Here is a 25,136-nt window from a genome sequence, read left to right as displayed (position 1 = left end):
CTGCCTCCGGAGCTGCTTCCGGACGGCGGAGGGCCGCCCACCCCGCGGTACGGGCGGGAGGCGGCTCAGTACGGGCGGGAGCCGGACCGGGCGGCCCGGGCCACCGTGACCACGGCGCGTTCCAGGGCGTAGGCCGGGTCGTCCGAACCGCCCTTGACGGCGGCGTCGGCCTGGGCGATCGCGGTCAGCGCGAGGGCCACTCCATCGCCGGTCCAGCCGCGCATCTGCTGGCGGACCCGCTCCACCTTCCACGGGGGCATCCCCAGTTCGCGGGCCAGGTCGGCCGGACGCATCGAGCGGTCCGCGGTGGCGAGCCGGCCGATGCTGCGGACTCCGGACGCCAGCGCATAGGTGATCCCGGTCGGCGGCTGACCCACGGCCAGCGCCCAGCGCAGCCGCTCCAGCGCGTCGGCGGCGCGACCGGTCACGGCGAGGTCGGCGACCTCGAAGCCGGTGGCCTCGGCCCGGCCGCTGTAGTAGCGGGCCACCACCCGCTCGTCGATGGTGCCCTCGACGTCGGCGGTGAGCTGGCTGCACGCGGCGGCCAGCTCGCGCAGGTCCCCGCCGAGCGAGTCCAGCAGCGCCTGGCAGGCCTCCGGACTGGCGGAGCGCCCGAGGGTGCGGAACTCGCCGCGCACGAAGGCGATCCGCTCACTCGCCTTGGTCAGCTTGGCACAGGCCACCTCACGGGCCCCGGCCTTGCGGGCCGCGTCCAGCAGACCCTTGCCCTTGGCCCCGCCGGCATGGACCAGGATCATGATCACTTCGTCGACGGGCGCGTCGAGGTAGGCCTTGACCTCCTTGACCGACTCGGCCGCGAGGTCCTGCGCGGCCCGGACCACGATCACCTTGCGCTCGGCGAAGAGCGAGGGAGTGGTGAGCTCGGCCAGGCTCCCGGGCTGCAGCCCGCCCGGGGCGAGGTCGCGCACATCCGTGTCCGGGTCGGCCGCCTTCGCCGCGGCCACCACCTGGGCGACCGCACGGTCGAGCAGCAGCTCCTCCTGGCCGACCGCGAGGGTCAGCGGGGCGAGCAGGTCATCGGGTGCACTCTTCCTGGCCATCGCGTACCAGCATCCCACGCCCGACCGACAGCACCGGGCGCCCGGGCGGCGGCCGAAGGCGGGGCTGCGGCAGGGAGAATGGCTGTCGTGAGCTCTCCCCACGTCGACGACACCGATGCCCAGAACCACCGCCCGCTGACCCGTGGCCGACAGCTGCTGGTCCTCGCCGACCGCGACGCCGCCGAGGAGGTGGCACGGACCCTGCTCGAACGATGGCCCTCGCTGGGCCCCTTCGAGCTGGTCCGCGACGCCCTGGCCGGCGAGGACGACGCCGAGGACGCGCAGTGGCTGGTGGTCCTGGAGGAGCCCGCGCAGGCCTGGGACCCGGTGCTCGTGGCAGCGGTCGACGCGGTGGTGGCGGCCCACGACGGCTGGCGCGAGGAAGGCTGAGGGGGCGCGCGACCCCAGGGCGCGCGGCGGCCTCGGCGGCCGGGCGGGGGTGGGTGACCGCGCGCAGGGTGGCCGGGGTGTCGCCCAGCACCGCAATGTCACCGGCCCGGTCGGTGCGCAGCACGGTGCTGCCGAGCGCCCGCAGGCGGTCCACCGTGCGCACGGACGGGTGGCCGTACGGGTTGCCCTCCCCGACCGAGACCAGCGCCAGGCGTGGGTGCAGCGCGCGGGCCAACTCCCAGTCCTGGTTGGCCGAGCCGTGGTGCGCCACCTTGAGGACGTCCACCGGCCCCGGCCTGGCCCGGCTCAACAGCTCGGCCTGGGCGGCCGGTTCGAGGTCGCCGAGCAGCGCGAAGCGCAGCGCTCCCGCAGTGACCAGGAGGGCGACGCTCGCGTTGTTCGCCCCGGGCGTCTCGGGGCCGAGCCGCCCGGTCGGCCACAGCACGTCCCAGGACAGCTCCGGGCCGGCGCTGCGGTGCTCCCCCGGCGTGACCCGCAGCAACGGCACCCGGGCCTCGGCCGCCCAGCGGGAGACCCTGGCCACTTCGCCTTCCGGCAGGTCCACGGTGGTCGTCTCGACCGCCCCGACCGACCGGTGACGCAGCACTCCGGGCAGGCCCTCGCTGTGATCGGCGTGGAAGTGGGTCAGCAGGACCAGGGCGACCCGGGTGATGCCGAGGTCGCGCAGGCAGGCATCGGCCGCCGCCGGGTCCGGGCCCGCGTCGACGACCACCGCGGTGTCGGGCGCCCCGGCGGCGGGGCCGGCCGGAACCGGGAGGACGAGCAGGTCCCCCTGGCCCACCGAGCACATGACCAGCCGGGCGCCGACGGGCGGCCAACCGGTGGCGATCCGCACCAGCGCGGGCGGACGGAGCAGCAGGGCGACGAACCCGGCGACGAGCAGGGCGACCACCAGCGCCCGGGCAACCCGGACCAGCCGCCTGCTGCGGCGCACGGCAGGCGGCCCGACGCCGGGCGATCGGGCGTCGGCGAATCGGGCGTCGGCGAATCGGGGGTCGACTGCCAGAGCCTCGAATGACGGGGCGTCGGGTGACAGGGCGTCGAGCGACAGGGCGTCGGATGTCACGACCTCGGGCGGACGGGCAGCCGACCGGGCTCTCGACCACCGGCCCGCAGCGGACCCGCCCGCGCGCTCCTGCTCCCGCCGGCCGGGCGGCAGGAGCAGCGGCGCGGCGAAGCAGGCGGCCAGGACGGTGACCGCGAGGGTGACGGCGCCCAGCCAGCCCGGGGTCCAGGCCAACTCCGCGCCTGGCAGCGCCGCACCGTGCCGGGCCACCGCTGCCAGCCACTCGGTCGGCCATCCGGCCAGCTCGGCGAGGAAGCGGGCCAGGCCGGCCGAGAGCGGGGCACTGACCAGCGCGGCGAAACCGATCAACGTCGCCGGGGCGACGGCGAGTTCGGCGAGCAGGTTGCACGGGATGCCGACCAGGCTGACCCGCGGCGCGAGCAGTACCGTGGCCGGGGCGCAGAACGCCTGAGCGGCGGCGGCTGCGGCGATCCCGTCGGCGAGGTGGTGCGGCCAGCCCCGCTCGTGCAGCGCCGCGGCCCAGCGCCGACCGGCGGTGAGCAGGCCGAGGGTGGCCAGCGCCGACAGCAGGAACCCGTAGGACCGGGCCAGGAAAGGATCCACCAGTAGCAGGACCAGCACGGCGCCGGCCAGCGCCGGCACTGCCTGCCGGGGGCGCCCGAGGGCGAGCGCGAGCAGGCCGAGCAGACCGGTCGCGGCAGCCCGCAGCACGCTCGGATCCGGCCGGCAGAGGGTGACGAAAGCCACCGTGAGGACCGCGCCGAGCAGCGCCGAGACGCGCAGCGGGAGCCCGAGGAGGGCGGCCAGCCCACCGCGCTCGGCGGTACCCGCCCGGGCGGGCGCGCCGAGCAGCACGGCGAGCACGATGGAGAGGTTGGCCCCGCTGACCGCGGTGAGATGGACCAGGTCGGTGACGTGAAAGGCCTCGTCCAGCTCGTCCGGGATCCCGGAGGTGTCGCCGATCACGAGGCCCGGCAGCAGGGCGCGCGCATCCGGGGACAGGCCGGCGCAGGCCTGGCGCAGACCCGCCCGCAGGCGCCCGGCCAGCCGCTGCGCCCAGTTCGGCGGCGACAGTAGCCGTGGCGGGCCCTGGGCGATCAGGACGGCTCCGGTGTCCTGGCCGGTACGGGAGGCAGGCAGGACCCGGGCCTCCGCGGCGATCCGGGCGGACGGCAGCAGGCCCTGCCAAGCCGCGGTGTCGGGGTCCTGGACGATCACGACGACCGGGGTGCGGGTGCGCGTGCGGGTGGCAGCCGCCGGGGCGCCGACCTGGTCGACGGTCGCCTCGACGGTCAGCACCGGCCGCCCCGGGCTCGAACCGCGCGCCCGGGCGGTACGGGAGCGCGGGTCACCGGTGACGGTGAGGTCGACGCTGACCGCGCTGCGCGCCGCGGCGGGGCCCGGCCCGGCACCCGGGCCCCCGTCAACTTCCTTGCTGGCAGCCGATTTGAGCGCGAGCGCGGGGATCGGTCCGCGGTGCAGATCGGCGGTGTGCAGCACGGTGCAGGTAGTGGCTGCCGCACAGGTCAGCAGCACGGCTGCGGTCATCGCGACGGGCGAGCGCGGACGCCGACGGGGGTCTCGTTCGTGGTTCCGGTCGTGATCGTGGTCCTGGTCGCCGTCACCCGAGGGGCCTGGAGGCCGACGGTCGGGGAACGGACGGTCGGGAAGCGGGTGATCGGGCGGAGGGTGATCGGGCGGAGGGTGGCGGCGGTCACGGTGGCGGGCGACCAGCAGGAGCAGGGCGCCGCAGCCGGCGGCACAGGCGGCGGCGATCAGGAGTCCGGGGGCGGCGTGGGCATCGGCGCCGAGCAGCAGCGCGGTGACGCACCAGGCTGCGACGGTCGGCAGCAACAGGCGCAGGTCATGGGAGGGTGGCGACGGGGCCGCCGGGGACCGGCCGGCCGCGGTGCGAGGCTTGGACATCGGAGTCCCCCGAGGGTGGTGACGTGGCAGGTGCGGGGCTGCGGTGGAGAGCGTTCAGAGAGTGAGCAGCGGTTTGAGGTCGCTGAGCTTGCGCTCACCGATCCCGCTGATCTGACGCAGTTGCTCGACGGACCGGAACAGGCCGTGCGAGCTGCGGAAATCGAGGATGTGCCGGGCCAGGACCGGTCCGACGCCGGGCAGTGCGTCGAGCTGGTCCAAGGTCGCGCGGTTGAGGCTGACCGGCGACCTGGGCGCTGCCGACGGCTGGGCGGCGACCGGCGGGGCGGGTGCGCCGACCAGGACCTGCTCACCGTCGACCAGCACCCGGGCCAGGTTGAGCCCGTCGGTGTCGACCCCGGGCAGCGCGCCGCCGGCCGCCCGCAGCGCATCGGCCACCCGCGAGCCGCCCGTCAGGGTGCGGACGCCCGGGTGCGTGACGCGGCCGGCGATGTCGACCACGACGGGTGCGAGGGCAGGCGCACCACGCGCCGCACCACCGCTCGGCGGCGAGGCGGGCCCCGAGCCTGCGGCATCCGCCGGCTCGACCGGGGCAGCCGGGGCAGCCGGTTCCGACTGAGCCGCAGTCTCCGGGCCGGCCGGCTCGGGCGGGGCGCCCGGATCGGACTCGGCGACCGGGCGGGCCACTGGTCTGGCGGCGGCGACCGGGACGGCCACGGCCTGCGGGCGGCCGAGCCAGAAGTGCTGTACCGCATAGCCGACGGCGATCAGGAGCAGCAGCACCAGACCGAGCACCGCCTTGCGGTCGACCCAGAACAGGGACTGGAGAGCGCCGGGCAGGCGGGATCCGAACCGACTGGCACGGTAGGCGTGTTGGGCGGAGGGCACAGCGATCGGGTCGTGCGGGTCGAGCGCAGCAACCGTGCTCAGGGCGGCACGCACGGGGTCGGCCACAGGATCGGCCGCGCGGTCGGACCCAGGCGTGGACGCGGCCCGACGGCGACTGGTGCGGCGCCCGTACCCGTGCGGCCAGTCGTCCGGCAGACTCTTCGCCGCCCGGTCGGCGCCCCGAGCCGAGGCAGCCCCGGACAGTGCGGACGGAGGATCGACCATGGCCACGGAGCCCGCGCCTGGCGGGCCGAGCCCCGGTGCATCGCCCGGCGAGCCGAACGGCGCATCGGGTGACGACTGCGATGGCGGCTCAGGTGGCGACTGGGACGGCGACTCGGGTGGTGCGTCGAACGGCACCTCGGGCGGCGACTCGGATGACAGGAGGACCGCGAGCCGGCTCCGGGTGAGCTCGGCGGCCTCGTGACGGCGGATGGCGGCGGGAGCGATGAGAGCTTTCATGCCGCCGAACGTACGCAGACCCCGCACCACCCGCAGACTCGGCTCAGAATCTGTGGACAACCCCACCACTGTGGACAACTGACCGGCCGTCAGATCAGATCATCGCCACTCATCCCGTCAGATCAGCACACCGTACAAGCAGTGCTTCAGCCACCCACCGGCGCGACCACCACGGCCAGCAGCCCGGGCCCGACATGAGCGCCGATCACCGCCCCCACCTCCAGCACCTCCACCGCGCGCACCCCGGGCACCCGCTCCCGCAGCCGCTCCGCCAGCGGCTCCGCCCGCTCGGCAGCGGCGAGATGGTGGACGGTGATGTCCACCTCCCCCTGGCCGGCCTGCTCGACCGCGATCTCCTCCAGCCGCGCGATCGCCCGCGAGGCCGTCCGCACCTTCTCCAGCGGCTCGATCCGCCCGCCGGCGAGGTGCAGCAGCGGCTTCACCGCGAGCGCCGAGCCGAGCAGCGCGCGCGCCGTACCGATCCGGCCGCCGCGGCGCAGGTGCTCAAGGGTGTCGACGTAGAAGAAGCCCCGGGTGTCCGCAGCCTGACGGACAGCTGCCCCGGCGACCTCGGCCGGGGGCAGTCCCGCCTCGCGCGCCCGGGCGGCGGCCAGCACCGTATACCCCAGCGCCATCCCGACCAGTCGGCTGTCCACCACCTCGACCGGAATCGGCGCCCGGGCGGCGGCCAGCCGGGCCGCCTCGGCCGTGCCGGAGAGCTCGGCCGAGAGGTGGACCGACAGGACCGCCTCGGCGCCCCCCTCGGCCGCCGCGCGGTAGGCGGCGGCGAAGGTCTCCGGGTTGGGTCGCGAGGTGGTCAGTCGCTGCTTGGCGCGCAGCGCCTCGGCGACGTCCTTGGGGGTGATCTCGACGCCCTCGGTCAGGACCTCCTCCCCCAGCACCACGCTCAGCGGGACCACCGAGATTCCGTGCCGGTCGAGCGCCTGCTGCGGCAGGTAGGCCGTGGAATCGGTGACAAGAGCGAGGTCGGCGGGCATGTGCCGGAGGTTACTCCCCGAAGGCGACCGAGGACAGCCGGGCCCGGACGGCCCGGTCTCAGCCCACCGAGGAGCCGGGGTCGGCCTTGCGCAGCCGCTGGCCGAGCCGGCTCAGCGGCTCGCCCAGGTTCAGCGCCTCCTGAGCGCTGAGTCGCCCGACCCGTGCGGCGATCCCCGGCCGGGCGGCCCCGGCACCAGCCCCGGCACCGCTACCAGCACCGGCGAAGCCACCGGCCGCGGACCCCGAACCGGCAGCGGCAGCACCCGGAGCGGCGCCACCAGCAGCACCGGTACCCCGCTGCGCCACCCGGTCCCAGTGCCGCAGCGCCCCCGCCTCGCTCTCGCACTCCTCGCTCAGCCGGCTCAGCTCGTCGTCCGCGAAGCGCTGCATCCGGTCCTGCGCCGCCCAGCGGATCGACTCGGCGGAGTGCGTGATCCGGTCCGCCCGCTCGCACAGCTCGGGCAGCTTGGCCGCGATCCGGGACGACTCCGGTTCGCGCTCCAGCATGCGCAGTTCGGCGTCCAGCTCCTGCGCGTGCGCGTCCAGCCGGTCCAGCAGCCGCAGCGCCTCGGTGAGCTGCCCGTCGGAGCCGACGCCGCCCGCCAGGACCTCGCGGGTGCTGGTGAGCGAGGTGCGCAGCCCCAGGCGGGCCGCGGCGATCTCGCCCTGGGCGCCCGGCTTGGTGAAGGTCTTGGCCTTCAGCGTGACGTTCTCCACCGCCCGGCGGGCCTGCTGCTCGGTCCGCTCGACCTTCGCCGCCACCGCCTTCGTCGCCTTGACCGCGCCGACCACCACCAGCGTGACCACGGCGATCCCGAACAGCGAGAGCAGGATGACCAGTGCGCCGATCGCTTCCATCAGGGGTGCCGCCTTCCACCAGGGCGGGCTCGTACGGGCTCCGCGTCAGCTTCCACGGTAGCCGCCGCGGAGCGGGCGGAACCCGGTCGGCGGCCAAATCGCGGGGCAGATCAGGGTCGCTTCAGGGATGTCCCTGAGCGGGAAAGAGCGGCCCGGCCCGCCCCGTGAACGCACCGGGCCGACCATCCCGTGAACGCACCGGGCCGGCCGCCCCGTGAACGGAGCGGCCGGCCCGGTGGTCGGCGTGCGGAGGTCAGCCCGTGACGATGTTCACCAGCTTCGGCGCCCGCGCGATCACCTTGCGCACCGGCGCGTCCCCGATCGCGGCGACCACCGCGGGGTCGGCCAGCGCCAGCGCCTCCAGCTCGGCGTCCGAGATGGTCGGCGGCACCTCCAGGCGGGCCTTGACCTTGCCCTTGATCTGGACCACGCAGGTCACCGCCTCGTCGACCACGTAGGCCGGGTCGGCGACCGGGAAGTCGGCGAAGGCCAGCGAGTCGGTGTGGCCCAGCCGGTGCCACAGCTCCTCGGCGATGTGGGGCGCCAGCGGCGCGACCATCAGGACCAGCGACTCGGCCACCTCGCGCGGCGTCGAACCACGCTTGACCAGGTGGTTGTTCAGCTCGATCGCCTTGGCCACGGCGGTGTTGAAGCGCAGCCCGGCCAGGTCGCCGCGGATCCCGTCGATCGCCTTGTGCAGCGCCCGCAGGGTCGGCTCGTCGGCCGGCTCCTCGGCGACCACCAGCTCGCCGGTCTCCTCGGAGACCACGTTGCGCCACAGCCGCTGCAGGAAGCGGTAGGAGCCGACCACCGCACGCGGGTCCCACGGGCGGGAGACGTCCAGCGGACCCATCGACATCTCGTACAGGCGCAGCGTGTCGGCGCCGTACTCCTCGCAGATGGTGTCGGGCGCGATCGCGTTCTTCAGCGACTTGCCCATCTTGCCGGCCTCGCGGGTGACCGCCTCGCCCTGCCAGAACCAGCCGCCGTCGCGCTCCTCGACCTCGACCGCGGGCACCGGGAAGCCGCGCGCGTCACGGTAGACGTCGGCGGTGATCATGCCCTGGTTGAACAGCTTGTGGAACGGCTCGACCGAGGAGACGTGGCCCAGGTCGTGCAGCACCTTGTGCCAGAAGCGGGCGTACAGCAGGTGCAGCACCGCGTGCTCGGCGCCGCCCACGTACAGGTCGACACCGCCGGCCGGCTTCTGCTCGGTGGGGCCCAGCCAGTAGGCCTCGTTGGCCGGGTCGACCACCTTCGCGGCGTTGACCGGGTCGACGTAGCGCAGCTCGTACCAGCAGGAACCCGCCCAGTTGGGCATGGTGTTGGTCTCGCGGCGGTAGGTCCGCACGCCGTCGCCCAGGTCCAGCTCGACGGTGACCCAGTCCTCGTTGCGCGACAGCGGGGTCTTCGGGGTGCTGGCGGCGTCGTCGGGGTCGTAGGTGTGCGGCGAGTAGTCGTCCACCTCGGGGACCTCGACCGGCAGCATCGACTCGGGCAGCGCGTGCATCACGCCGTCCTCGTCGTAGACGATCGGGAACGGCTCGCCCCAGTACCGCTGACGGCTGAACAGCCAGTCGCGCAGGCGGTAGTTGACGGTGCCCTCGCCGATCCCGCGCTCGGTCAGCCAGGCGGTGACGGCGGCCTTGGCGTCGACCACCCGCAGGCCGTCCAGCGAGATGCCCTCGCCCGTCGAGTTGACGATCACCGAGTCGTAGGTGTCGAAGGCCTCGTCCCAGGCCGCCGGGTCCGCCCCGCGCCCGTCGGTCGGCTCGACGACGCAGGTCATCGGCAGCGAGAAGGCGCGCGCGAAGGCGAAGTCGCGCTGGTCGTGCGCGGGCACGGCCATGATCGCGCCGGTGCCGTAACCCATCAGCACGTAGTCGGCGATGAAGACCGGGATCGGCTTGCCGGTGACCGGGTTGGTCGCGTAGGCGCCGGTGAAGACACCGGTCTTGACCTTCGCGTCGACCTGGCGCTCGACGTCCGACTTGGCCGCGGCCATGGCCCGGTAGGCGGCGACGGCCTCGGCCGGGCTGTGCGCCTCGCCCTTCCAGTCGGCGTGCGTCTGGGCCGGCCAGGCGGCCGGGACGATCGAGTCGACCAGCTCGTGCTCGGGCGCCAGCACCATGTAGGTGGCGCCGAACAGGGTGTCGGGACGGGTGGTGAAGACGGTGATCGCCCGGTCCTGCGCGCCCCCGTTGTGCGCCTTGACCGGGAAGTCCACCCGGGCGCCCTCGGAGCGGCCGATCCAGTTGCGCTGCTGCAGCTTGATCGCCTCGGGCCAGTCCAGCTGGTCCAGGTCGGAGATCAGGCGGTCGCCGTAGGCGGTGATCCGCATCATCCACTGGCGCAGCTTGGACTTGAAGACCGGGAAGTTGCCGCGCTCGGAGCGGCCGTCGGCGGTGACCTCCTCGTTGGCCAGCACGGTGCCCAGCCCGGGGCACCAGTTGACCGGCACCTCCTTGCTGTACGCCAGGCGGTACTCGCCCAGCACCTCCTCGCGCTCCAGGCCGGACAGCTCGGACCAGGCGCGGCCGTCGGGGGTCGGGCGCGAGCCGTCGGCGAACCGGGCGATCAGCTCGGCGATCGGGCGGGCCTTCCCAGCCTCCTGGTCGTACCAGGAGTTGAAGATCTGCAGGAAGATCCACTGGGTCCAGCGGTAGTACTCCGGGTCGATCGTGGAGATCGACCGGCGGGAGTCGTGGCCCAGGCCCAGCCGGCGCAGCTGGGTGCGCATGTTGGTGATGGCCGCCTCGGTGGAGACCCGCGGGTGCACGCCGGTGGCCACCGCGTGCTGCTCGGCGGGCAGGCCGAAGGCGTCGTAGCCCAGCGTGTGCAGCACGTTGTGGCCGGTCATCCGCTGAAAGCGGGCGTAGACGTCGGTGGCGATGTACCCCAGCGGGTGGCCGACGTGCAGGCCGGCGCCGGAGGGGTACGGGAACATGTCCATGATGAAGCTGTGCGGCTTGGCGGCGACCTCGGCGGCACCGGCGGTCGCGGAGGCCAGCGGGCCGACCGGGTTGGGGGCGTTGAACGTCCCCTCCTTCTCCCAGCTGTCCTGCCAGCGGGCCTCGATGTCGGCGGCCAGGCTCGCGGTGTACCGGAACGGCTCGGTGGCCGCCGCGGTGGCGGCGGGGGTCGTCTCGCTCATGATCCTTCAGGCTCCATCGTGTCAGATCGCGAATCGTCAGCGGGGGTGCCGGGCACGGCGCGCAAGGCCCGGAGAAACAAAAAAGCCCCTCGACAGGAGGGGACGCCACGCTGACTCCGGCGTGGCCCGCTGGGCTCGGCCGGTCCTGGTCAGCGCGGCCGGCTAAGGAGCAGGCGCACGGTTCGCATGGCAGCAGGGTACCGCAGGCGTGCTCGGGGCGTGGTGCGCGCCCCGAGCACGGGGCGCTCAGGCCAGCCGCTCGTCGCGGATCGCGGCCCAGCGCAGCGAGTCGCGGATGCCCTCGGCGAGGCTGAGCTGCGGCTCCCAGCCGAGCAGCCGCTTGGCCCGGTCGCTGCGGGTGTAGGCGCCGGCCACGTCGCCGGGGCGGCTCTCGGTCTCGACCTTCGCCACCGGCGGGGTGACCACGCTGTTGAAGGCGTCGATCAGCTCGTTGACGGTGGTGCCGGTCCCGGTGCCGAGGTTGATCACCGAGGAGCGCTTGCCCTCCAGCGCCGCCTCGAACCCCTTCAGCGCCGCGACGTGCGCGGCCGCCAGGTCCCAGACGTGCACGTAGTCGCGGATGCCGGAGCCGTCGCGGGTCGGCCAGTGGGTGCCGGTGACCTGGAACGGCACGCCGGTCTCCTGCGCCTCGATCAGCTTGCCGAGCGCGTGGCTGGGCCGGCGCACCTGCAGGCCGGTCCGCAGCCGGGGGTCGGCGCCGATCGGGTTGAAGTAGCGCAGCGAGAGGATCCGGATCGGCTGGGTGGCGGCGATGTCGGCGAACATGCCCTCGCAGACGGCCTTGGTGCGCGCGTACGGGCTCTGCGGGGCGATGCCCGACTCCTCGTCGACGCTGAAGTCCTCGCCCGGCAGGTAGATCGACCCGGAGGAGGAGAAGATCATCTTCTCGCAGCCGTTGCGGATCAGGTGCCCGACGAAGTCCAGGCTCTTGGCCACGTTCGCCCGGTAGTACCCGATCGGGTCGCCCACCGAGTCCGGCACCACGATCAGCGCGGCGCAGTGCACGACCGCCTCGATCTCCGGGTGCTCGGCGAAGATCCGGTCCACCAGCGCGCCGTCCGCGATGTCGCCCTGGTAGAAGGCACGCCCCTCGGCGAACTCCTGACGGCCCGTCACCAGGCTGTCCAGGACGACGGGCGTGACACCGGCGTCCAGGCAGGCCGAGGCGACGGTGCTGCCGATGTACCCGGCGCCACCGGAGATCAGTACCTTCATGAGCTGCGAGCCTTCCCGTCCGTCCGCTGTTCCCCGGGAAGCCTAACCGAGCCCTTCCTGCCCGAACTCCGCCCAACGCCCGGGCACTGCCGGGGCGGCGCCCTGTCCGGGGCGCCCGTCCAGCTCCCGCAGCGCCCGGGCGACCACCTGCGACTGCATCCCGGCGGCCAGTCGGCGCGCCTGGTCGGCGGCCTCGGCCGCGCGCACGGCCTCGCCGGTGCGCTGCCAGGAGCCGGCCAGGCGGATCAGCAGCAGTGCCCGGGACCTGGCCCCGGCCGCACCGGCCACCGCCTCGGTCAGCATCGGCCGGGCCTGTTCGTGCTCGTCCAGGAAGAGGTACGCCCCGCCGACCAGGCCGAGCAGCTCGGCCCGCCGCCACCCGCCCTCCGCGCCGAGCAGGGCGAAGGCCTCCTCGGCCGCCGCCTCGGCACCCGCCCGCTGCCCGGACCGGGCGCGGGCCAGCGCCAGCCGGCCCAGCTGACGGGCCCGCTGGCGCTGCGAGAGCCGGTCGCCGACCGCCGCCAGCGCGCGGCCGAGCAGTGCGGCGGGGTCCAGGCCGCGACCGGCGCCCTGGTAGGTGACCTGGACCGCCAGGCTGCCGACCACGCTCATCGCCAGCCGGGGCCGCCCGGCCGCGTGGGCGGCCCGCAGCGCCGCGACGTACGAGCGCTGGGCCGCCGCCTCCTGCCCGAGGTCGGCGGCGGCCCAGCCGACCAGCCGGGCCAGCCGCCCGGCCGCGCCGTAGAGCGCCCGCCCCAGCCGCTCGTCGTCCGCGTAGCCGCCCAGCTCCAGCAACTTGCCCGCCATCGCCAGCTCGGCCCTGGCCGGCTCCAGCACCAGACCGCCGCCGCAGGCCTGGGCCAGCCGGCGCTTGCCGTGGTAGCCGAGCCGCAGATCGGTCAGCTGTCCGCCCGTGACGCGCAGCGCGCCCTCGCCGCCGGTCAGCGGCGGCGGCGGGCTCGACCAGTGCTCGACCGCCGCCGCCAGCTCCCCGCCGCGGAACAGGTCGGTGAGCCGGACCGGCGCGGCCTGCGCCCCCGCCTCGCGCAGCGCCAGCTGCGCGGTGTCCGCCGTCCACGGATCGGTCAGCAGCCGGGCCGACAGCACCTTGGCGCCCCGGTTGCTGCCCATCCGGCCCCACAGCTGCTCATAGGTCACCGCGATGCCCACCGCCCGGCTCAGCACCTCGCAGACCGTCAGATCGTGCGGGGCGCGCGGCACCATGCCGCGGTCCCGCCACTTGTACGGCGCGGTCAGGCTGATCGACAGGCCTGCGGGGAGCACCAGGTTGACCTCGCGCGCCAGCCGCTCCGGGCTCCAGGAGAGCTGGTGGAGTATCCGGGCGAGTTCTTCGTTGCGCTTGCGGACGAGGTCGGCCATGGCCCGACCGTAGCGGGCCGTGGCCGGGACTCGGGCGCTATCACACACAGGTCACCCTCCGTATTCAGAACCGCCGATTGGGTCAGACGATTCACCAGCCCAGGGCCGCACCCGCCGCAGCGCGTAACCAGAAGCGGTCACGGAGCGTAAGACAGCCGGAACCCGGCGTCCGCGTGCTCGGCTGCCCGTCACGCGGCTGGGAGATGAGAAGAGTGCCATGAGAAGAACGGTGATCCCCGTGCAGTCAGCCATCCTGCTCCCCCGCCCCGGCCTCGACGGGGCCGCTCCGCCCAGGCGCCGCCGGCGGATCGGCCGCCGCCGGGGCCTGGTGGCCGCCGCCGTGGTGCTCAACCAGCTCGCCTACGGGGCCATCTACTCCTGGAGCATCCTGTCGGCCGGGCTGCAGAATCCGGACAGCAGCTTCGCGCTCGGCCGCGGGGAGGCCGGGCTGCCGTTCGCCACCGCGCACGCGCTGGTCTTCCTGGGCACCGTGCTGGGCGGACTGCTGATGAGCAAGCGGCCACCGCGCGGGATCGCCCTGCTGGCCGGTCTGCTCTACTCCGGCGGCCTGCTGCTGGCGGGCTGCGCACACGGCCGGGCGGACTTCTGGCTGGTGCTGCTGGGCTACGGCGTGGTGAGCGGAGTGGGCCTCGGGCTCGGCTACATCGTGCCGACCACCCTGCTGCAGCGCTGGTTCCCCGGACACCGGGCGCTCGCCGCGGCGGTGGCAGCGGGCGGCTTCGGGCTGGGCTCGGTGCTCAGCGCGCCGCTCGCCCGGCTGCTGGTGGCGCACTACGCGGCCGACCCGGCGCGGGCGCTGCTGGTGCTCGGCGGGATCTTCCTGGTGACCACGCTCACCGGCGCCGCCTTCTTCCGCAATCCGCCGCGTCCGCTCGCCGTCCCGGCCCAGCACGGTCCGCTCGCCGCCCGTGACTACCGTCCGGCCCAGGCACTGCGCACCCGGCAGTGGTACCTGCTGACCCTGATCCTCTTCTTCAACACCGCGGCCGGGATCAGCATGCTCTCGGTGCTCGCCCCGGCGGCCCGCAGCCTGACCGGGCTGAGCCCGACGGCAGCCGCCGCCGTGACCGGCGCGCTCGGGGTGTTCAACACGGTCGGCCGGCCGATGTGGGCATGGCTGTCGGGGCGGACCGGGCTGACCGGTGCCTTCGTGCTGATGCTCGCCTCGCAAGGACTGTGCCTGGTCGCGCTCTCCCAGGTCAGCACCCCCGGGCTCTTCCTCCCGCTGGCGGCGCTGGTCTGCCTCTCCTTCGGCGGCGGCTTCGCCACGATGCCGGCCATGGCCTCGGAGTTCTTCGGGCTGACCCACGCGGGCGGGGTGTACGGGCTGATGCTGATCGGCTGGAGCCTCGCGGGGATCGCCGGACCGCTGGCGGTCTCCGAGCTGGCCGCGCGGGCCTCGTACGGGACGGCCTTCCTGGTGCTCGGCACGGTCACCGTGGCGGCGGCGCTGCTGCCCAGGTTCGCCCGGTCGCCGCGACGGGTCTGAGCCGGGCACCGGCTGACGGTCACCCGCGAAACGCCCGAGGGTCGCCTCCCGATGTGGAAGGCGACCCTCGGATCACTGTGGAGCTACGGGGAATTGAACCCCGGACCTCTTGCATGCCATGCAAGCGCTCTACCAACTGAGCTACAGCCCCGTATGCGATTTTCGTGGCGCATATTTTTGCCGCCCTGGTCTCCCGCGGCGACACGTCTTACTTTACACGGTCGACGGGATGGTTAACGAATCCGTTCCCCGCCCCGCCCCGGGGAGGCCGGGAGCGGGACGCGGGCGGGTCGGGAACGGACGGGAGATCGCCGCTGCGCCGGGGCCCGGTGCCGGTTCAGCCGAGGGCCGCCGCGCGGCGGGTGCGCGCGGCGAAGCCCGCCGCCACCACCGAGGAGGCCACCAGCACGGCGGTGGTGACGGCCAACGCGTGGCCGGAGACGGCAGCCGGGGCCGGGTAGTGCACCGAGCTCAGAAAGACCGTCCCGACCAGGGAGACGCCGACCACCTGCCCGAGTTGGACCATCGTGACCAGCACGCCGCTGGCGTCCGCCGCGTCCGCGGGTGCCACCCGGCTGAGCGCCCGGGCGAACAGCGGGCTGTAGGCGCAGCCCGATGCCGCCCCCACCACCACCAGCAGCGCTCCGCCGGCCAGGCCCAACTGCCCGCCCGAGCGCATCAGCTGGCCCACCGCCAGGTAGCCGAGCGCCACCACCAGCAGGGCGGCCACCGGCAGCGGCAGGTGCAGGCGCGCGGGCAGCCGCTGCCAGTGCAGGCCGCAGAGCCCGAAGCCGAGCGCGACCGGACCGAACAGCAGGCCCGCGCGGAGCGGGCTGTCTCCCAGGCCCGCCTGCAGGTGCAGCGCGAAGGAGAACATGAAGCCGGAGAAGTTGAGCATGACCACGAAGATCCCCACCGAGGCGGGCAGCAGACCCGCCGAGCGCAGCACCCGCCCGTGGATCAGCGGCTGGCCGCCGCGCGCCGCGATCCGGCGCTCGACCAGCACGAAGAGGGCGAAGGCGAGCACCGATGCGGCCATCGCCAGCCAGCTCCAGCGCGGCCAGCCGAGGTCGTGGCCGAGCACCAGCGGCACCACCAGCAGCCCGATCGCCAGCGCCAGCACCACCAGGCCCACCAGGTCGAGGCGGCGCTCGCGGTCCACCGGCAGCCGGGGCAGCGCCCAGTGCCCGGCCACCAGCAGCAGCACGCCGATCGGCACGTTCACCAGGAAGACCGGCCGCCAGCCCGAGCCGAAGAGGTCGGCGCTGACCAGCACCCCGCCCAGGATCTGGCCGACCACGGTGGCGCCGGCCAGGACGGCGGTGTAGATGCCCAGCGCCCGGGCCCGGGCCGCCCCGGTGAAGGTCTTCTGGATCAGGCTCATCACCTGGGGCACCATCAGCGCCGACCCGATCCCCTGGAGCACCCGGAAGGCGATCAGGCTGCCGGTGTCCTGGGCCAGGCCGCAGGCCAGCGAGGAGGCGGTGAAGACGGCCAGGCCGGCCTGGAAGAGCGGCCGGTGGCCGAACCGGGCGCCCAGCCGGGCACCGGTGATCAGCAGCACCGCGTACGCGATGGTGTAGCCGGCGATCACCAGTTGCAGGCCGGCGCCGGAGGCGTGCAGGTCGAGCCGGATGGTCGGGACCGCGACGTTGACGATCGCCACGTCCAGCACCGCCATGAACTGGCCGGTCAGGATGAGGGCGAGGAGCAGGCCCGAGCGGTCGCGGGCCGCGCCGGTCGGCTTCGGCCCCGAGGGGCGGCTCCGGGTCGGTCCCAGGGACTCGGCTGGTCCGGCGAGCTGAAGGTCCGTCATGGGGACCAGCCTGCCGGGGCGCTGGTACTGGTGGTTAGAGCCTGCTGATCCTGGTACCGGCACTACCTCCCAAAGCCCGCGGTGCTGCGTCAGGATGGGCGCATGACCGTGCTCGACAGCCCTCCCGTGAACGCCGCCGACCCCGGCCCCGCCCCCGGCAGCGGTCGGGCACACGCCCGCCGCACGGAGCTCGCGGCCTTCCTCAAAGCCTGTCGGGCCCGGGTCGCGCCGGGGGACGTCGGCCTGTCGCCCGGCCTGCGCCGCCGCACCCCGGGCCTGCGCCGCGAGGAGGTGGCGCAGCTCGCCGGCGTCGGGGTCACCTGGTACACGTGGTTGGAGCAGGGCCGCCCGATCAACGCCAGCGAGCAGGTGCTGTCGGCCATCGCGCGGGCCCTGCTCCTGGACGAGGTGCAGCGCGCGCACCTGTACCGGCTGGCCGGCCTGCCCGCGGACGACACCGTGGGCGCCTCCTGCCCCGCCACCGACCCGGCGCTGCAGAAGGTGCTGGACGCCCTGGCCCCGATGCCCGCCGCGATCAGCAACCGCGCGTACGACATCCTGGCCTACAACGCGGGCTACGACGCGCTCTTCCCCGGCGCCACCCGGTCGGTGGCCCCGCACGGCAGGCGCAACTCGATGTGGTGCGCGCTGACCGTGCCCGACTGCTGCAACCCCTTCGTCAACCGTGACGAGGAGCTGCCGCGGATGGTCGGGGTGATGCGGGCGGCCTACGCCTCGCACGTCGGCGAGCCGGGCTGGGAGCGCTGGGTGCGCGAGCTGTGCACGACCAGCTCCCGGTTCCGCGAGCTGTGGGCGACCCAGCAGGTGGCGCCGCCCACCACCACGCTGAAGGTGTTCCGGCACGCGGCGGTGGGCGAGATCCGGGTCCAGGCGGCGTACCTGACCATGCCGGGCTCCCCGGAGCTGTACCTGGTGGCCTACACCCCGGAGCGCCCGGTCGACCAGGAGCGGATGGCCTGGATCACGGCCAACCCCGGCGCGCCCGTCGTCGACCACCAGCACTGAGCGGTGCGCGCGGAAACGCTGAAGGGCCGGTACCTGGAGGTACCGGCCCTTCAGCGGTCTGTGGAGCTACGGGGAATTGAACCCCGGACCTCTTGCATGCCATGCAAGCGCTCTACCAACTGAGCTACAGCCCCGCGACACGCACGGCCCTCGCGGACCGCTGGTGCGGAGTGGAGCTACGGGGAATTGAACCCCGGACCTCTTGCATGCCATGCAAGCGCTCTACCAACTGAGCTACAGCCCCGCACTCCCAGGATTTCCCGCCTCCCTTCCGGGCGGCGTTCTCTCCTGCGAACGAGGAAGACTCTAGCTGGTCAGACCCGGAATGACGAAATCCCGCCGTCGCCCGCCCTCCGACTCAGGTGTCGTCGCCGATGACCGGCTCCGGCAGCGACCCCGCGTTGTGCTCCAGCAGCCGCCAGCCGCGCGCACCCGGTCCCAGTACCGACCAGGAGCAGTTGGACAGCCCGCCGAAGCACTCCCACTGACTCGGGTCCAGGCCCAGCAAATGGCCGAGCATGGTGCGGATGGTGCCGCCGTGGCTGACCACCACCAGGGTGCCGTCCTCGGGCAGCTTCTCGAAGGCCGCCAGCACCGGCGGGACCGCGCGGTCGGCGACCTCGGTGCTCAGCTCCCCGCCACCGCGCCGTACCGCCTCGCCGCGCCCGAAGGCCGCGTACTCCTCGGCGTAGCGCTCGCGGATCTCGGTGTGGGTCAGGCCCTGCCAGCTGCCCGCGTAGGTCTCCCGCAGGCCCTCGTGCAGTTGCGCGTCCAGCCCGGTGACCCGGGACAGCTCGGCCGCGGTGGCCGCCGCCCGCTGCAGGTCGGAGGAGATCAGCAGGTCGGGCCGCAGACCGGCGAGCAGCCGGGCCGCCCGCCTGGCCTGGTCCAGGCCGACCTCGGTCAGCGGGATGTCGGTGCTGCCCTGGAACCGGGACTCCAGGTTCCAGGAGGTCTGGCCGTGCCGCCAGAAGACGATCCGCGGTCCCCCCGCGCGGCTGGTCAGCTGAAGTCCTGGATGAAGTAGTCACCGGCGGCGACGGCGTTGCCGGCCTCGTCGGTGTCGGCGTCCTCCGGGCGGTTGCGGGTGGCCATCGCGTCCGCGGGCAGCGGCAGCTCCGGGCAGTCCTTCCAGAGGCGGTCCAGCGAGTAGAAAGAGCGCTCCTCGGAGTGCTGGACGTGGACCACGATGTCCAGGTAGTCGAGCAGGATCCAGCGGCCCTCGCGCTCGCCCTCGCGGCGCACCGGCTTGGCGTCCAGCTGCTCGCGCAGCGCGTCCTCGATCGCCTCGGCGATCGCCTTGACCTGGCGGTCGTTGGCCGCCGAGGCGATCAGGAAGGCGTCGGTGATCGACAGGACGTCACTGACGTCGAAGGCGATCACGTTCTGTGCGAGCTTGTCGGCCGCCGCCTGGGCGGCGACGGTGATCAGTTCCTGCGAGCGTTCGGTTGCGGTCACGGTGTTCTTCCGGTCGATGACATGAATTTCCTCATCCAGGATCTCACGCCGCCACGCGCGCCCCGGCCGGAGTTTCTCCGACCGGGGCCGGTGCCCGTGTCATCGCCGCGCAGGCCCGCTACTGCTTGGGCGGCTGGTAGTCCTTGCCCAGCACCACCACGAGGTCGGCGGTCTGCGCGGTGCTGACCTTCTTCACCACCGAGGTCGGCAGGCCCAGGCTGGTGGCCAGCGACTGCGCGGCCTGCGCCCGGCCGTCGTCGGTGTAGTCGATCTCGGTGGTGGCCTGCGGGCTCGGCGCGGTGGAGCCGCCGGGCACGAAGTTCAGTCCGGCGTCGACCACCTGGATCTGCGCGGCCTGGGCCGCGCTGCCACCGCTGCCGGTGGCGTCCACGATGCTGACCCGGGCCGGGCCGCTGGTGGCGGCCGCGGAGTGCACGGTGCCGCCGAGCACGTCCTTGACCACCGGGCCGGCCTTGCCCTGGTCCAGCGTGCCGTCCGGCTGCACCGGCAGGGTGGTGGTGGCGAGGTGCCCGGCCGCCGACTGCTGGGACAGCTCGACCAGCAGACCGGCCAGCGCCTTCTCCGGCAGTGAGGGGTCGAGCACGGCGCCCATCCGGTGCACGTCGTCGGTGGCGTCCGCGAGCGTGGTGGGCATGGTGGCGATCACCGCCGAGAGCACCTGGCCGAACCGGGCCAGCTGGGCGTCGCGGCTCTCGCCCGGCGCCTGGTAGGTGGCGTAGGCCACCGCGGCCTGCCCGCTCAGCGTGCGCTGGCTGCCCTGCTCGACCAGCGTCTTGCCGTCCGGGCCGGTGAGCTGCGCGTTGGTGTCCACCTTGATGCCGCCCAGCTGGGAGACGAGCAGCTGGAGGTAGGGGGTGTCCAGCCGCCAGGTGCCGGCCACCGGGGCGCCGAGCAGGTTGCTCAGCGCGTCGCGGGTGGCGGCCGGGCCGACCGAGTCCATCGCGCTGCCGAGCGGTGTGGTGGGCGTGTCCCCGCCGGTGGGCAGCTGCAGGGTGTCCGACATCAGCAGGATCGAGCCCTTGTGCCCGGCCGCGTCGTTGATCAGCATCGCGCTGCTCACCTTGCCCTGCAGGTCGCGCATGTGGACCACGACGACGTTGCGCGAACCGACCGCCGCGGCCGCCGACTGGGAGTTGCCCAGCGCACCCGTGTAGAAGAGGTAGCCCACCGTGCCGCCGCCCACCAGGGCCAGCGCGACCGCCCCGCCGATCAGCCGGTTGCGCAGCTTGCGGCGGCGCTCGTCGCGGCGCTCGGTGCGCGACTCGGCGAACTTCAGCCAGTCGATGACGTCCTCGGTCTCCTCCGCCTGCTCATCGACGAAGGTGAACTCGCCCGTCTGGTACGGGTCCTGGTCACCGGCGCGGGCCGGCTTGGCGGTGGCGCGGCGACCGCCGACCTGCTCCGAGGGCTCCTCGGGCGCCACCGCGACGGCACTGGGCGCGGCTGCTGCCGGCCGGGGGCGCGGCGGCGCGGGCACGGTCGGCGCGGGCGCCTGGACGGGCGCGGCGGGGGCCGGCGCAACCGGCGCCGGCTGGACGGGGGCCTGCGGCTGGTACGGCTGCTGGTAGGCCTGCTCCTGGTACGGCTGGGCGTACCCCTGCTGCTGCCCGTAGCCCGGCTGCCCGTACCCCTGCTGCTCGTACCCCGGCTGCTGGTAGACCGACGGCTCGTACGGCTGCTGGCCGCCGCCGTGTCCCGGCTGCTGGTACCCCTGCTGCTGGTAGGCCTGCTCCTGGTACGACTGGGCATACCCCTGCTGCTCGTACCCGGCGTACTGCTGCCCGCCGCCGCTGTAGCCCTGGTGCTGGTGGGCCTGCTGCTGGGCCTGCTGCTCGTACGGGTACGCCTGCTGCGGGTACTGCCCCGTGGACCACTCGCCGTCCTCGGGCCCGCCGTGGTCTGCCGTTCCGGTCACGCCGTCCTCACAAGGTCTTCCGCAAGCTCAGCCCGCGTCCAGGTAGAGCGCTCGCTTGTCGATGTAGCGCACCACGCCGTCGGGGACGAGGTACCAGACCGGCTCGCCCTTGGCCACCCGCTGCCGGCAGTCGGTGGAGGAGATCGCCAGCGCCGGCACCTCGACCAGCGAGACCCCGCCGGCCGGCAGCCCGGCGTCGCTCAGCGTGTGCCCCGGGCGGGTGCAGCCGATGAAGTGGGCCAGCGCGAAGAGCTCCTCGGCGTCGCGCCAGGACAGGATCTGGGCCAGCGCGTCGGCGCCGGTGATGAAGAAGAGATCGGCGTCCGGGTGCTGGTCGCGCAGCTCGCGCAGGGTGTCGACGGTGTAGGTGGCGCCGCCGCGGTCGATGTCGATCCGGCTGACCGAGAACTGCGGGTTCTCGGCGGTGGCGATCACCGTCATCAGGTACCGGTCCTCGGCCGAGGAGACGGCCGTACCGCTCTTCTGCCAGGGCTGCCCGGTCGGGACGAAGACCACCTCGTCCAGGTGGAAGGCGCTGGCCACCTCACTGGCCGCGACCAGGTGGCCGTGGTGGATCGGGTCGAAGGTACCGCCCATCACACCGAGCCGCTTGCGCCGCCGGGGCTCCACCGTCGGCCTGCTCTCTCCCATGCCGAGACACCTTACGCGACCTGTCCGGCGCCCGGTCGCGCCACCTGCGTCGTCCTACACCGAAGGGAGCGTCCCGTCGCCCGGGGCGCTCCCTTTGATCGCACGCGTCTGATCGCACGCGTGCGCCACTCAGCGGTCCCGGTTGAAGCGGGTCACCACGAAGAGCAGCAGGAAGAGGATGAACAGCGCGCTGCCACCGGTGAGCAGCGGGTTCAGGCTCTGGTGGTTGCTGCCCTCGGCGAGGCTGGTCAGGGCGGGCAGAGCGCTTGAGGTCATGATCGGCAAGGCCTTCTCGACTCGGTGGGTGGCCAGGACACGGGGTCCCGGCGAGCCGGGGCGGCCCGCGGGGTCATCGTACGGGGCCCGGGTGTGCAACCGCGCGGCGGCTCCCCGCGTCTGATGGCAGGTGAGGCGTGCCCGCGGTGGTGGCCGGGCGTCAGTTGTTGCGGCCGGCCCGGACCAGGATCCAGGCGAGCAGGCAGACGCCGACCATGGAGCCCAGCACGATCAGGCGCAGGAAGAGCCCCGGGCCGGGGCCGTTGGAGATCGCGGCCAGGTTCACCAGGTCGGCGTGAGACATCGGCGGACTCCTTGGGGAGGGTGGAGACGGTGGTGACAAATCGGGAAGCCAGCCTAGACCCGGTCCCCCGCGGGAGCACCCACCGCCCCCGGTGCGATGTCGCGCCGCCGTCGTACGCTGAGCCGGGGACGAGTACGCGCGAGCAGGCGTTCAGCAGTCGAAGCAGCGGGGGCCGGCGCACCGCCGGGACCGGCGTCGAGCAGGAGGTACTCAGCACATGACCGATTCCACCCAGCCCAGCGGCACCCCGGGATCCCCCAGCCGTCGCCGCCGGCGCTTTCCCGACATCTCCACCCGGGCCTGGGAGCACCCGGCCGACCGCTCGGCGCTGGTCGCGCTGCGCAAGCTCTCCGGTTTCGACGAGGTCCTGAAGAAGCTGGCCGGCCTGGTCTCCGAGCGCAGCATGCGGCTGATGTTCCTGGCCACCGCGGTCAAGACCTCCGAGCGCCAGTACCCCGAGCTGTTCGACATGGTCCGGGACGCGGCCTACGTGCTCGACCTGGAGCAGGTGCCCGACCTGTACGTGACGCAGGACCCCAACGTCAACGCGATGTGCATCGGGATGGACACCCCGGTGATCGTGGTGACCTCGGGCCTGGTGGAGCTGCTGGACGAGGAGGAGCTGCGCGCAGTGATCGGCCACGAGGTCGGGCACGCGATGTCCGGCCACGCGGTCTACCGCACGATGCTGCTGATCCTCACCAACCTGGCCGCCCGGGTGGGCTGGATCCCGCTGGGCAACCTGGCGATCACGGCGCTGATCACCGCGCTCAAGGAGTGGTTCCGCAAGGCCGAGATCTCCTGCGACCGGGCCGGCCTGCTGGCCGGTCAGGATCCGCAGGCGGCGATGCGCGGCCTGATGAAGCTGGCCGGCGGCCACAACCTCGCCGAGATGAACGTGGACGCCTTCCTGGAGCAGGCCGAGGAGTACGAGAAGGCCGGCGACCTGCGTGACAGCGTGCTGAAGCTGCTTCAGGTGCTGCCGCAGACGCACCCGTTCGCGGTGGTCCGGGTCGCCAAGCTCAAGCAGTGGTCGGAGAGCGAGGAGTACCGCTCGATCATGGCCGGTGCCTACCCGCGCCGTTCGGACGACCCGAACGCCTCGGTCGGCGACCAGTGGCGGGCGGCTGCCGACTCCTACGGCAAGTCGATCAAGGAGAGCAAGGACCCGCTCTTCAACCTGCTGCGCGACATCGCGGACGGCGCCGGCACGGTGGGCGGCAAGCTGCGCGACACCTTCACCGGTGCCCGCAGCAGTGGCGAGCGCGGCCCGCAGGACGAGGAGCCGCGCGACCAGGACTGACCGGGGCTACTCCGTCCCCACCCAGTGGTACACCGTGACGCCGCCGCCGCGCGCCACGCTCCGGTAGCCGGCCCGGGTCAGCTGGGCGATCGCGTCCAGCTCCTGGGCCACCGGCGTGGGGAAGCCGTTCGGCCGGTCGAAGGCGGCCACCCAGTCGGCCACCGGCCGGCCGGCCGGGCCCTGCTGCCCCGGGTAGGTCAGGTAGGGGAAGAGCGAGACCTCGCAGCGCCCGGTCAGCTGCGGGGCCAGCTGGTTGCTGGCGGCCACCGACGCACCGTCGGGGATCACCGCCAGCGTCTCGCGGACGGCGACCACCGTCGGGCTCGGCCCCGACAGGTCGGGGATCGGCGCGGCCAGCAGCGCCAGTGCCAGCGCCGCGCCCGGCACCAGGCCGGCCAGCCCCGCGACCAGCCGCCCCGGGCCACGGGCCCTGATCCGGCGCAGCCCGTCCACCATCGCCAGGAAGAGGATCGGCATCAGCACCGCGTTGTACTGGTCGACGGCGTGCCAGTACACCGGGGCCGGGCTCCAGAACCGGCCAGCCAGCGGCAGCACCAGCACCAGAGCGAGCGGCGACCGCAGCGCCACGAAGAGCGTGGGCAGCAGCAGCAGGCCCACCGTGTGCCACTTGTCCATCGGCAGCAGCAGCCGGATCAGCGGGTCGCCGCCGTCCCAGCGCCCGTTGGCCGCGTAGTCGTAGACGCCGTGCACGTTGGCGGCGGGGATCAGCACCAGCACGATCAGCGCGGTGCCGAGCGCGGCCACCGCCACGGCGGCCGCGCCGAGCAGCCGGCGGCGGCCGAGCAGGAACACCAGGACGCCGATCCCGGCCAGCACCAGCCCCTGGTCCTCCTTGACCAGCATCAGCGGCAGCCCCCAGCAGACCGCCGCCCGCCACCGCCCTCGGGCCAGCGCGGCCACCGACCAGGCGATCAACGGCAGCGCGAGCGCCACCTCGTGGAAGTCGAACTCGTCCAACTGCCAGAGTCCCCAGGACAGTCCGTAGGCCAGCCCGACCGCCACCGCCGCCCGACCGCCGAGCACCGACTGGGCCAGCGCGGTGACCGGCAGCACCGAGCACCCGAGCAGCAGCGCCTGGACGACCAGCAGGGTGACCGGCGTCGGGAACACCCGGTAGATCGGGGCCAGCACCGCGAGCAGCGGGCTGAAGTGGTCGCCGAGCTGGCTGTAGCCGGTGCCCTTGAGGGTGGCGACCGGCGCGTGCAGGCCCGCGTAGGCGCGCACCACCTGCTCGAAGATCCCGAGGTCGAACCCGGAGGTCTCCATCCGCCACTGCCGCGGAACGGCGAGCGCCAGCTGGAAGAGCGTGACCGGAAGGGCTACCAGCCACGGGAGCAGCCGCTCGCCGCGCAGCGGGCGCGGGCGGTGCACGAACGGGGCACTGCGGATCGGGGCCGGGTGGGGCGTCAGCTGAAAGGTGGTCACCTCGGCGACGCTAGGAAAGTGCCGCTGAGGGAATCCTGAACGGAGCTGAG

19 protein-coding genes and 3 tRNA genes are annotated in these 25,136 nt (G+C 73.7%); 3 read left to right on the top strand and 19 right to left on the bottom strand.

Annotated elements, in window-relative coordinates:
* Positions 1 to 65: 65 nt before the first annotated feature.
* The 8 genes from holA to OG500_RS26040 all read right to left on the bottom strand — a co-directional run bounded on the left by holA (position 66) and on the right by OG500_RS26040 (position 13,360).
* The gene (holA, locus tag OG500_RS26075) at positions 66 to 1,061 is read right to left on the bottom strand and encodes a DNA polymerase III subunit delta (RefSeq protein WP_327069288.1); all 996 of its coding nucleotides are present in this window, start codon (positions 1,059 to 1,061) and stop codon (positions 66 to 68) included.
* Positions 1,036 to 4,047: a ComEC/Rec2 family competence protein gene (locus tag OG500_RS26070; RefSeq protein WP_329583782.1), complete on the bottom strand. Its 3,012-nt coding sequence runs from the start codon at positions 4,045 to 4,047 to the stop codon at positions 1,036 to 1,038. The genes holA and OG500_RS26070 overlap by 26 nt, the downstream gene beginning before the upstream one ends.
* A 432-nt stretch (positions 4,048 to 4,479) precedes the next feature.
* Positions 4,480 to 5,325 carry a ComEA family DNA-binding protein gene (locus OG500_RS26065; protein ID WP_329583779.1) on the bottom strand — a complete coding sequence of 282 codons (846 nt, stop codon included), beginning with the start codon at positions 5,323 to 5,325 and terminating at the stop codon, positions 4,480 to 4,482.
* Positions 5,326 to 5,879: 554 nt separating this feature from the next.
* On the bottom strand, positions 5,880 to 6,731 hold the full coding sequence (locus OG500_RS26060; protein WP_329583776.1) for a DegV family protein: 852 nt from the start codon (positions 6,729 to 6,731) through the stop codon (positions 5,880 to 5,882).
* Positions 6,732 to 6,789: 58 nt separating this feature from the next.
* Positions 6,790 to 7,590: a hypothetical protein gene (locus OG500_RS26055; RefSeq protein ID WP_329583773.1), complete on the bottom strand. Its 801-nt coding sequence runs from the start codon at positions 7,588 to 7,590 to the stop codon at positions 6,790 to 6,792.
* Positions 7,591 to 7,843: 253 nt separating this feature from the next.
* On the bottom strand, positions 7,844 to 10,744 hold the full coding sequence (leuS, locus tag OG500_RS26050; protein ID WP_329583770.1) for a leucine--tRNA ligase: 2,901 nt from the start codon (positions 10,742 to 10,744) through the stop codon (positions 7,844 to 7,846).
* A 246-nt stretch (positions 10,745 to 10,990) separates the two neighbouring features.
* The gene (gene galE, locus OG500_RS26045; RefSeq protein WP_327069235.1) at positions 10,991 to 11,980 is read right to left on the bottom strand and encodes a UDP-glucose 4-epimerase GalE; all 990 of its coding nucleotides are present in this window, start codon (positions 11,978 to 11,980) and stop codon (positions 10,991 to 10,993) included.
* A 42-nt stretch (positions 11,981 to 12,022) separates the two neighbouring features.
* On the bottom strand, positions 12,023 to 13,360 hold the full coding sequence (locus OG500_RS26040) for a hypothetical protein (protein ID WP_327069234.1): 1,338 nt from the start codon (positions 13,358 to 13,360) through the stop codon (positions 12,023 to 12,025).
* A gap of 238 nt (positions 13,361 to 13,598) precedes the next feature.
* Between OG500_RS26040 and OG500_RS26035 the strand changes: the two genes are divergently transcribed.
* Complete coding sequence (locus OG500_RS26035) at positions 13,599 to 14,870, top strand: MFS transporter (protein ID WP_327069233.1); 1,272 nt, start codon at positions 13,599 to 13,601, stop codon at positions 14,868 to 14,870.
* A 78-nt stretch (positions 14,871 to 14,948) separates the two neighbouring features.
* Here the strand turns inward: OG500_RS26035 and OG500_RS26030 are convergent.
* Positions 14,949 to 15,021, bottom strand: a tRNA-Ala gene (locus OG500_RS26030).
* 186 nt (positions 15,022 to 15,207) lie between these two features.
* Positions 15,208 to 16,686: an MFS transporter gene (locus OG500_RS26025; protein ID WP_327069232.1), complete on the bottom strand. Its 1,479-nt coding sequence runs from the start codon at positions 16,684 to 16,686 to the stop codon at positions 15,208 to 15,210.
* A 102-nt stretch (positions 16,687 to 16,788) separates the two neighbouring features.
* Here OG500_RS26025 and OG500_RS26020 point away from each other — a divergent pair, with 102 nt between their 5' ends.
* Positions 16,789 to 17,712 carry a helix-turn-helix transcriptional regulator gene (locus OG500_RS26020; protein ID WP_329583765.1) on the top strand — a complete coding sequence of 308 codons (924 nt, stop codon included), beginning with the start codon at positions 16,789 to 16,791 and terminating at the stop codon, positions 17,710 to 17,712.
* Positions 17,713 to 17,773: 61 nt separating this feature from the next.
* Here OG500_RS26020 and OG500_RS26015 read toward each other — a convergent pair.
* The 8 genes from OG500_RS26015 to OG500_RS25980 all read right to left on the bottom strand — a co-directional run bounded on the left by OG500_RS26015 (position 17,774) and on the right by OG500_RS25980 (position 22,337).
* Positions 17,774 to 17,846: transfer RNA gene (locus OG500_RS26015), tRNA-Ala, on the bottom strand.
* A 37-nt stretch (positions 17,847 to 17,883) separates the two neighbouring features.
* Positions 17,884 to 17,956, bottom strand: a tRNA-Ala gene (locus OG500_RS26010).
* Positions 17,957 to 18,070: 114 nt separating this feature from the next.
* Positions 18,071 to 18,718, bottom strand: coding sequence for a histidine phosphatase family protein (locus tag OG500_RS26005; RefSeq protein ID WP_327071693.1), 648 nt, complete (start codon positions 18,716 to 18,718; stop codon positions 18,071 to 18,073).
* On the bottom strand, positions 18,715 to 19,170 hold the full coding sequence (rsfS, locus tag OG500_RS26000; RefSeq protein ID WP_327069230.1) for a ribosome silencing factor: 456 nt from the start codon (positions 19,168 to 19,170) through the stop codon (positions 18,715 to 18,717). Before rsfS ends, OG500_RS26005 begins: the two co-directional genes overlap by 4 nt.
* A gap of 118 nt (positions 19,171 to 19,288) precedes the next feature.
* Complete coding sequence (locus tag OG500_RS25995; protein ID WP_329583762.1) at positions 19,289 to 21,106, bottom strand: LCP family protein; 1,818 nt, start codon at positions 21,104 to 21,106, stop codon at positions 19,289 to 19,291.
* A 27-nt stretch (positions 21,107 to 21,133) separates the two neighbouring features.
* Positions 21,134 to 21,757: a nicotinate-nucleotide adenylyltransferase gene (gene nadD / locus OG500_RS25990; protein ID WP_327069228.1), complete on the bottom strand. Its 624-nt coding sequence runs from the start codon at positions 21,755 to 21,757 to the stop codon at positions 21,134 to 21,136.
* Between the two features lie 129 nt (positions 21,758 to 21,886).
* A complete protein-coding gene (locus OG500_RS25985; protein ID WP_327069227.1) occupies positions 21,887 to 22,033 on the bottom strand; it encodes a hypothetical protein in 147 nt (48 codons plus the stop codon).
* Between the two features lie 160 nt (positions 22,034 to 22,193).
* A complete protein-coding gene (locus OG500_RS25980) occupies positions 22,194 to 22,337 on the bottom strand; it encodes a hypothetical protein (protein ID WP_327069226.1) in 144 nt (47 codons plus the stop codon).
* 217 nt (positions 22,338 to 22,554) lie between these two features.
* Between OG500_RS25980 and OG500_RS25975 the strand changes: the two genes are divergently transcribed.
* The gene (locus OG500_RS25975) at positions 22,555 to 23,640 is read left to right on the top strand and encodes a M48 family metallopeptidase (protein WP_327069225.1); all 1,086 of its coding nucleotides are present in this window, start codon (positions 22,555 to 22,557) and stop codon (positions 23,638 to 23,640) included.
* Positions 23,641 to 23,646: 6 nt separating this feature from the next.
* On the opposite strand, the gene OG500_RS25970 is transcribed toward OG500_RS25975, so the two are convergent.
* Positions 23,647 to 25,086, bottom strand: a complete 1,440-nt coding sequence (locus OG500_RS25970) for a DUF2079 domain-containing protein (RefSeq protein WP_329583756.1) — start codon at positions 25,084 to 25,086, stop codon at positions 23,647 to 23,649.
* Positions 25,087 to 25,136 lie beyond the last annotated feature (50 nt).

This window comes from Kitasatospora sp. NBC_01250 (assembly GCF_036226465.1).
In the GTDB taxonomy this organism is placed as follows: domain Bacteria; phylum Actinomycetota; class Actinomycetes; order Streptomycetales; family Streptomycetaceae; genus Kitasatospora.
This window is presented reverse-complemented; position numbering and strand designations above follow the sequence as displayed.

Bases quoted from the DNA above. Each gene is read 5' to 3' on its own strand.
- holA (WP_327069288.1), bottom strand. From the start codon at position 1,061: ATGGCCAGGAAGAGTGCACCCGATGACCTGCTCGCCCCGCTGACCCTC.
- OG500_RS26070 (WP_329583782.1), bottom strand. From the start codon at position 4,047: ATGACCGCAGCCGTGCTGCTGACCTGTGCGGCAGCCACTACCTGCACC.
- OG500_RS26060 (WP_329583776.1), bottom strand. From the start codon at position 6,731: ATGCCCGCCGACCTCGCTCTTGTCACCGATTCCACGGCCTACCTGCCG.
- OG500_RS26055 (WP_329583773.1), bottom strand. From the start codon at position 7,590: ATGGAAGCGATCGGCGCACTGGTCATCCTGCTCTCGCTGTTCGGGATC.
- leuS (WP_329583770.1), bottom strand. From the start codon at position 10,744: ATGAGCGAGACGACCCCCGCCGCCACCGCGGCGGCCACCGAGCCGTTC.
- galE (WP_327069235.1), bottom strand. From the start codon at position 11,980: ATGAAGGTACTGATCTCCGGTGGCGCCGGGTACATCGGCAGCACCGTC.
- OG500_RS26040 (WP_327069234.1), bottom strand. From the start codon at position 13,360: ATGGCCGACCTCGTCCGCAAGCGCAACGAAGAACTCGCCCGGATACTC.
- OG500_RS26025 (WP_327069232.1), bottom strand. From the start codon at position 16,686: ATGACGGACCTTCAGCTCGCCGGACCAGCCGAGTCCCTGGGACCGACC.
- OG500_RS26020 (WP_329583765.1), top strand. From the start codon at position 16,789: ATGACCGTGCTCGACAGCCCTCCCGTGAACGCCGCCGACCCCGGCCCC.
- nadD (WP_327069228.1), bottom strand. From the start codon at position 21,757: ATGGGAGAGAGCAGGCCGACGGTGGAGCCCCGGCGGCGCAAGCGGCTC.
- OG500_RS25985 (WP_327069227.1), bottom strand. From the start codon at position 22,033: ATGACCTCAAGCGCTCTGCCCGCCCTGACCAGCCTCGCCGAGGGCAGC.
- OG500_RS25980 (WP_327069226.1), bottom strand. From the start codon at position 22,337: ATGTCTCACGCCGACCTGGTGAACCTGGCCGCGATCTCCAACGGCCCC.
- OG500_RS25975 (WP_327069225.1), top strand. From the start codon at position 22,555: ATGACCGATTCCACCCAGCCCAGCGGCACCCCGGGATCCCCCAGCCGT.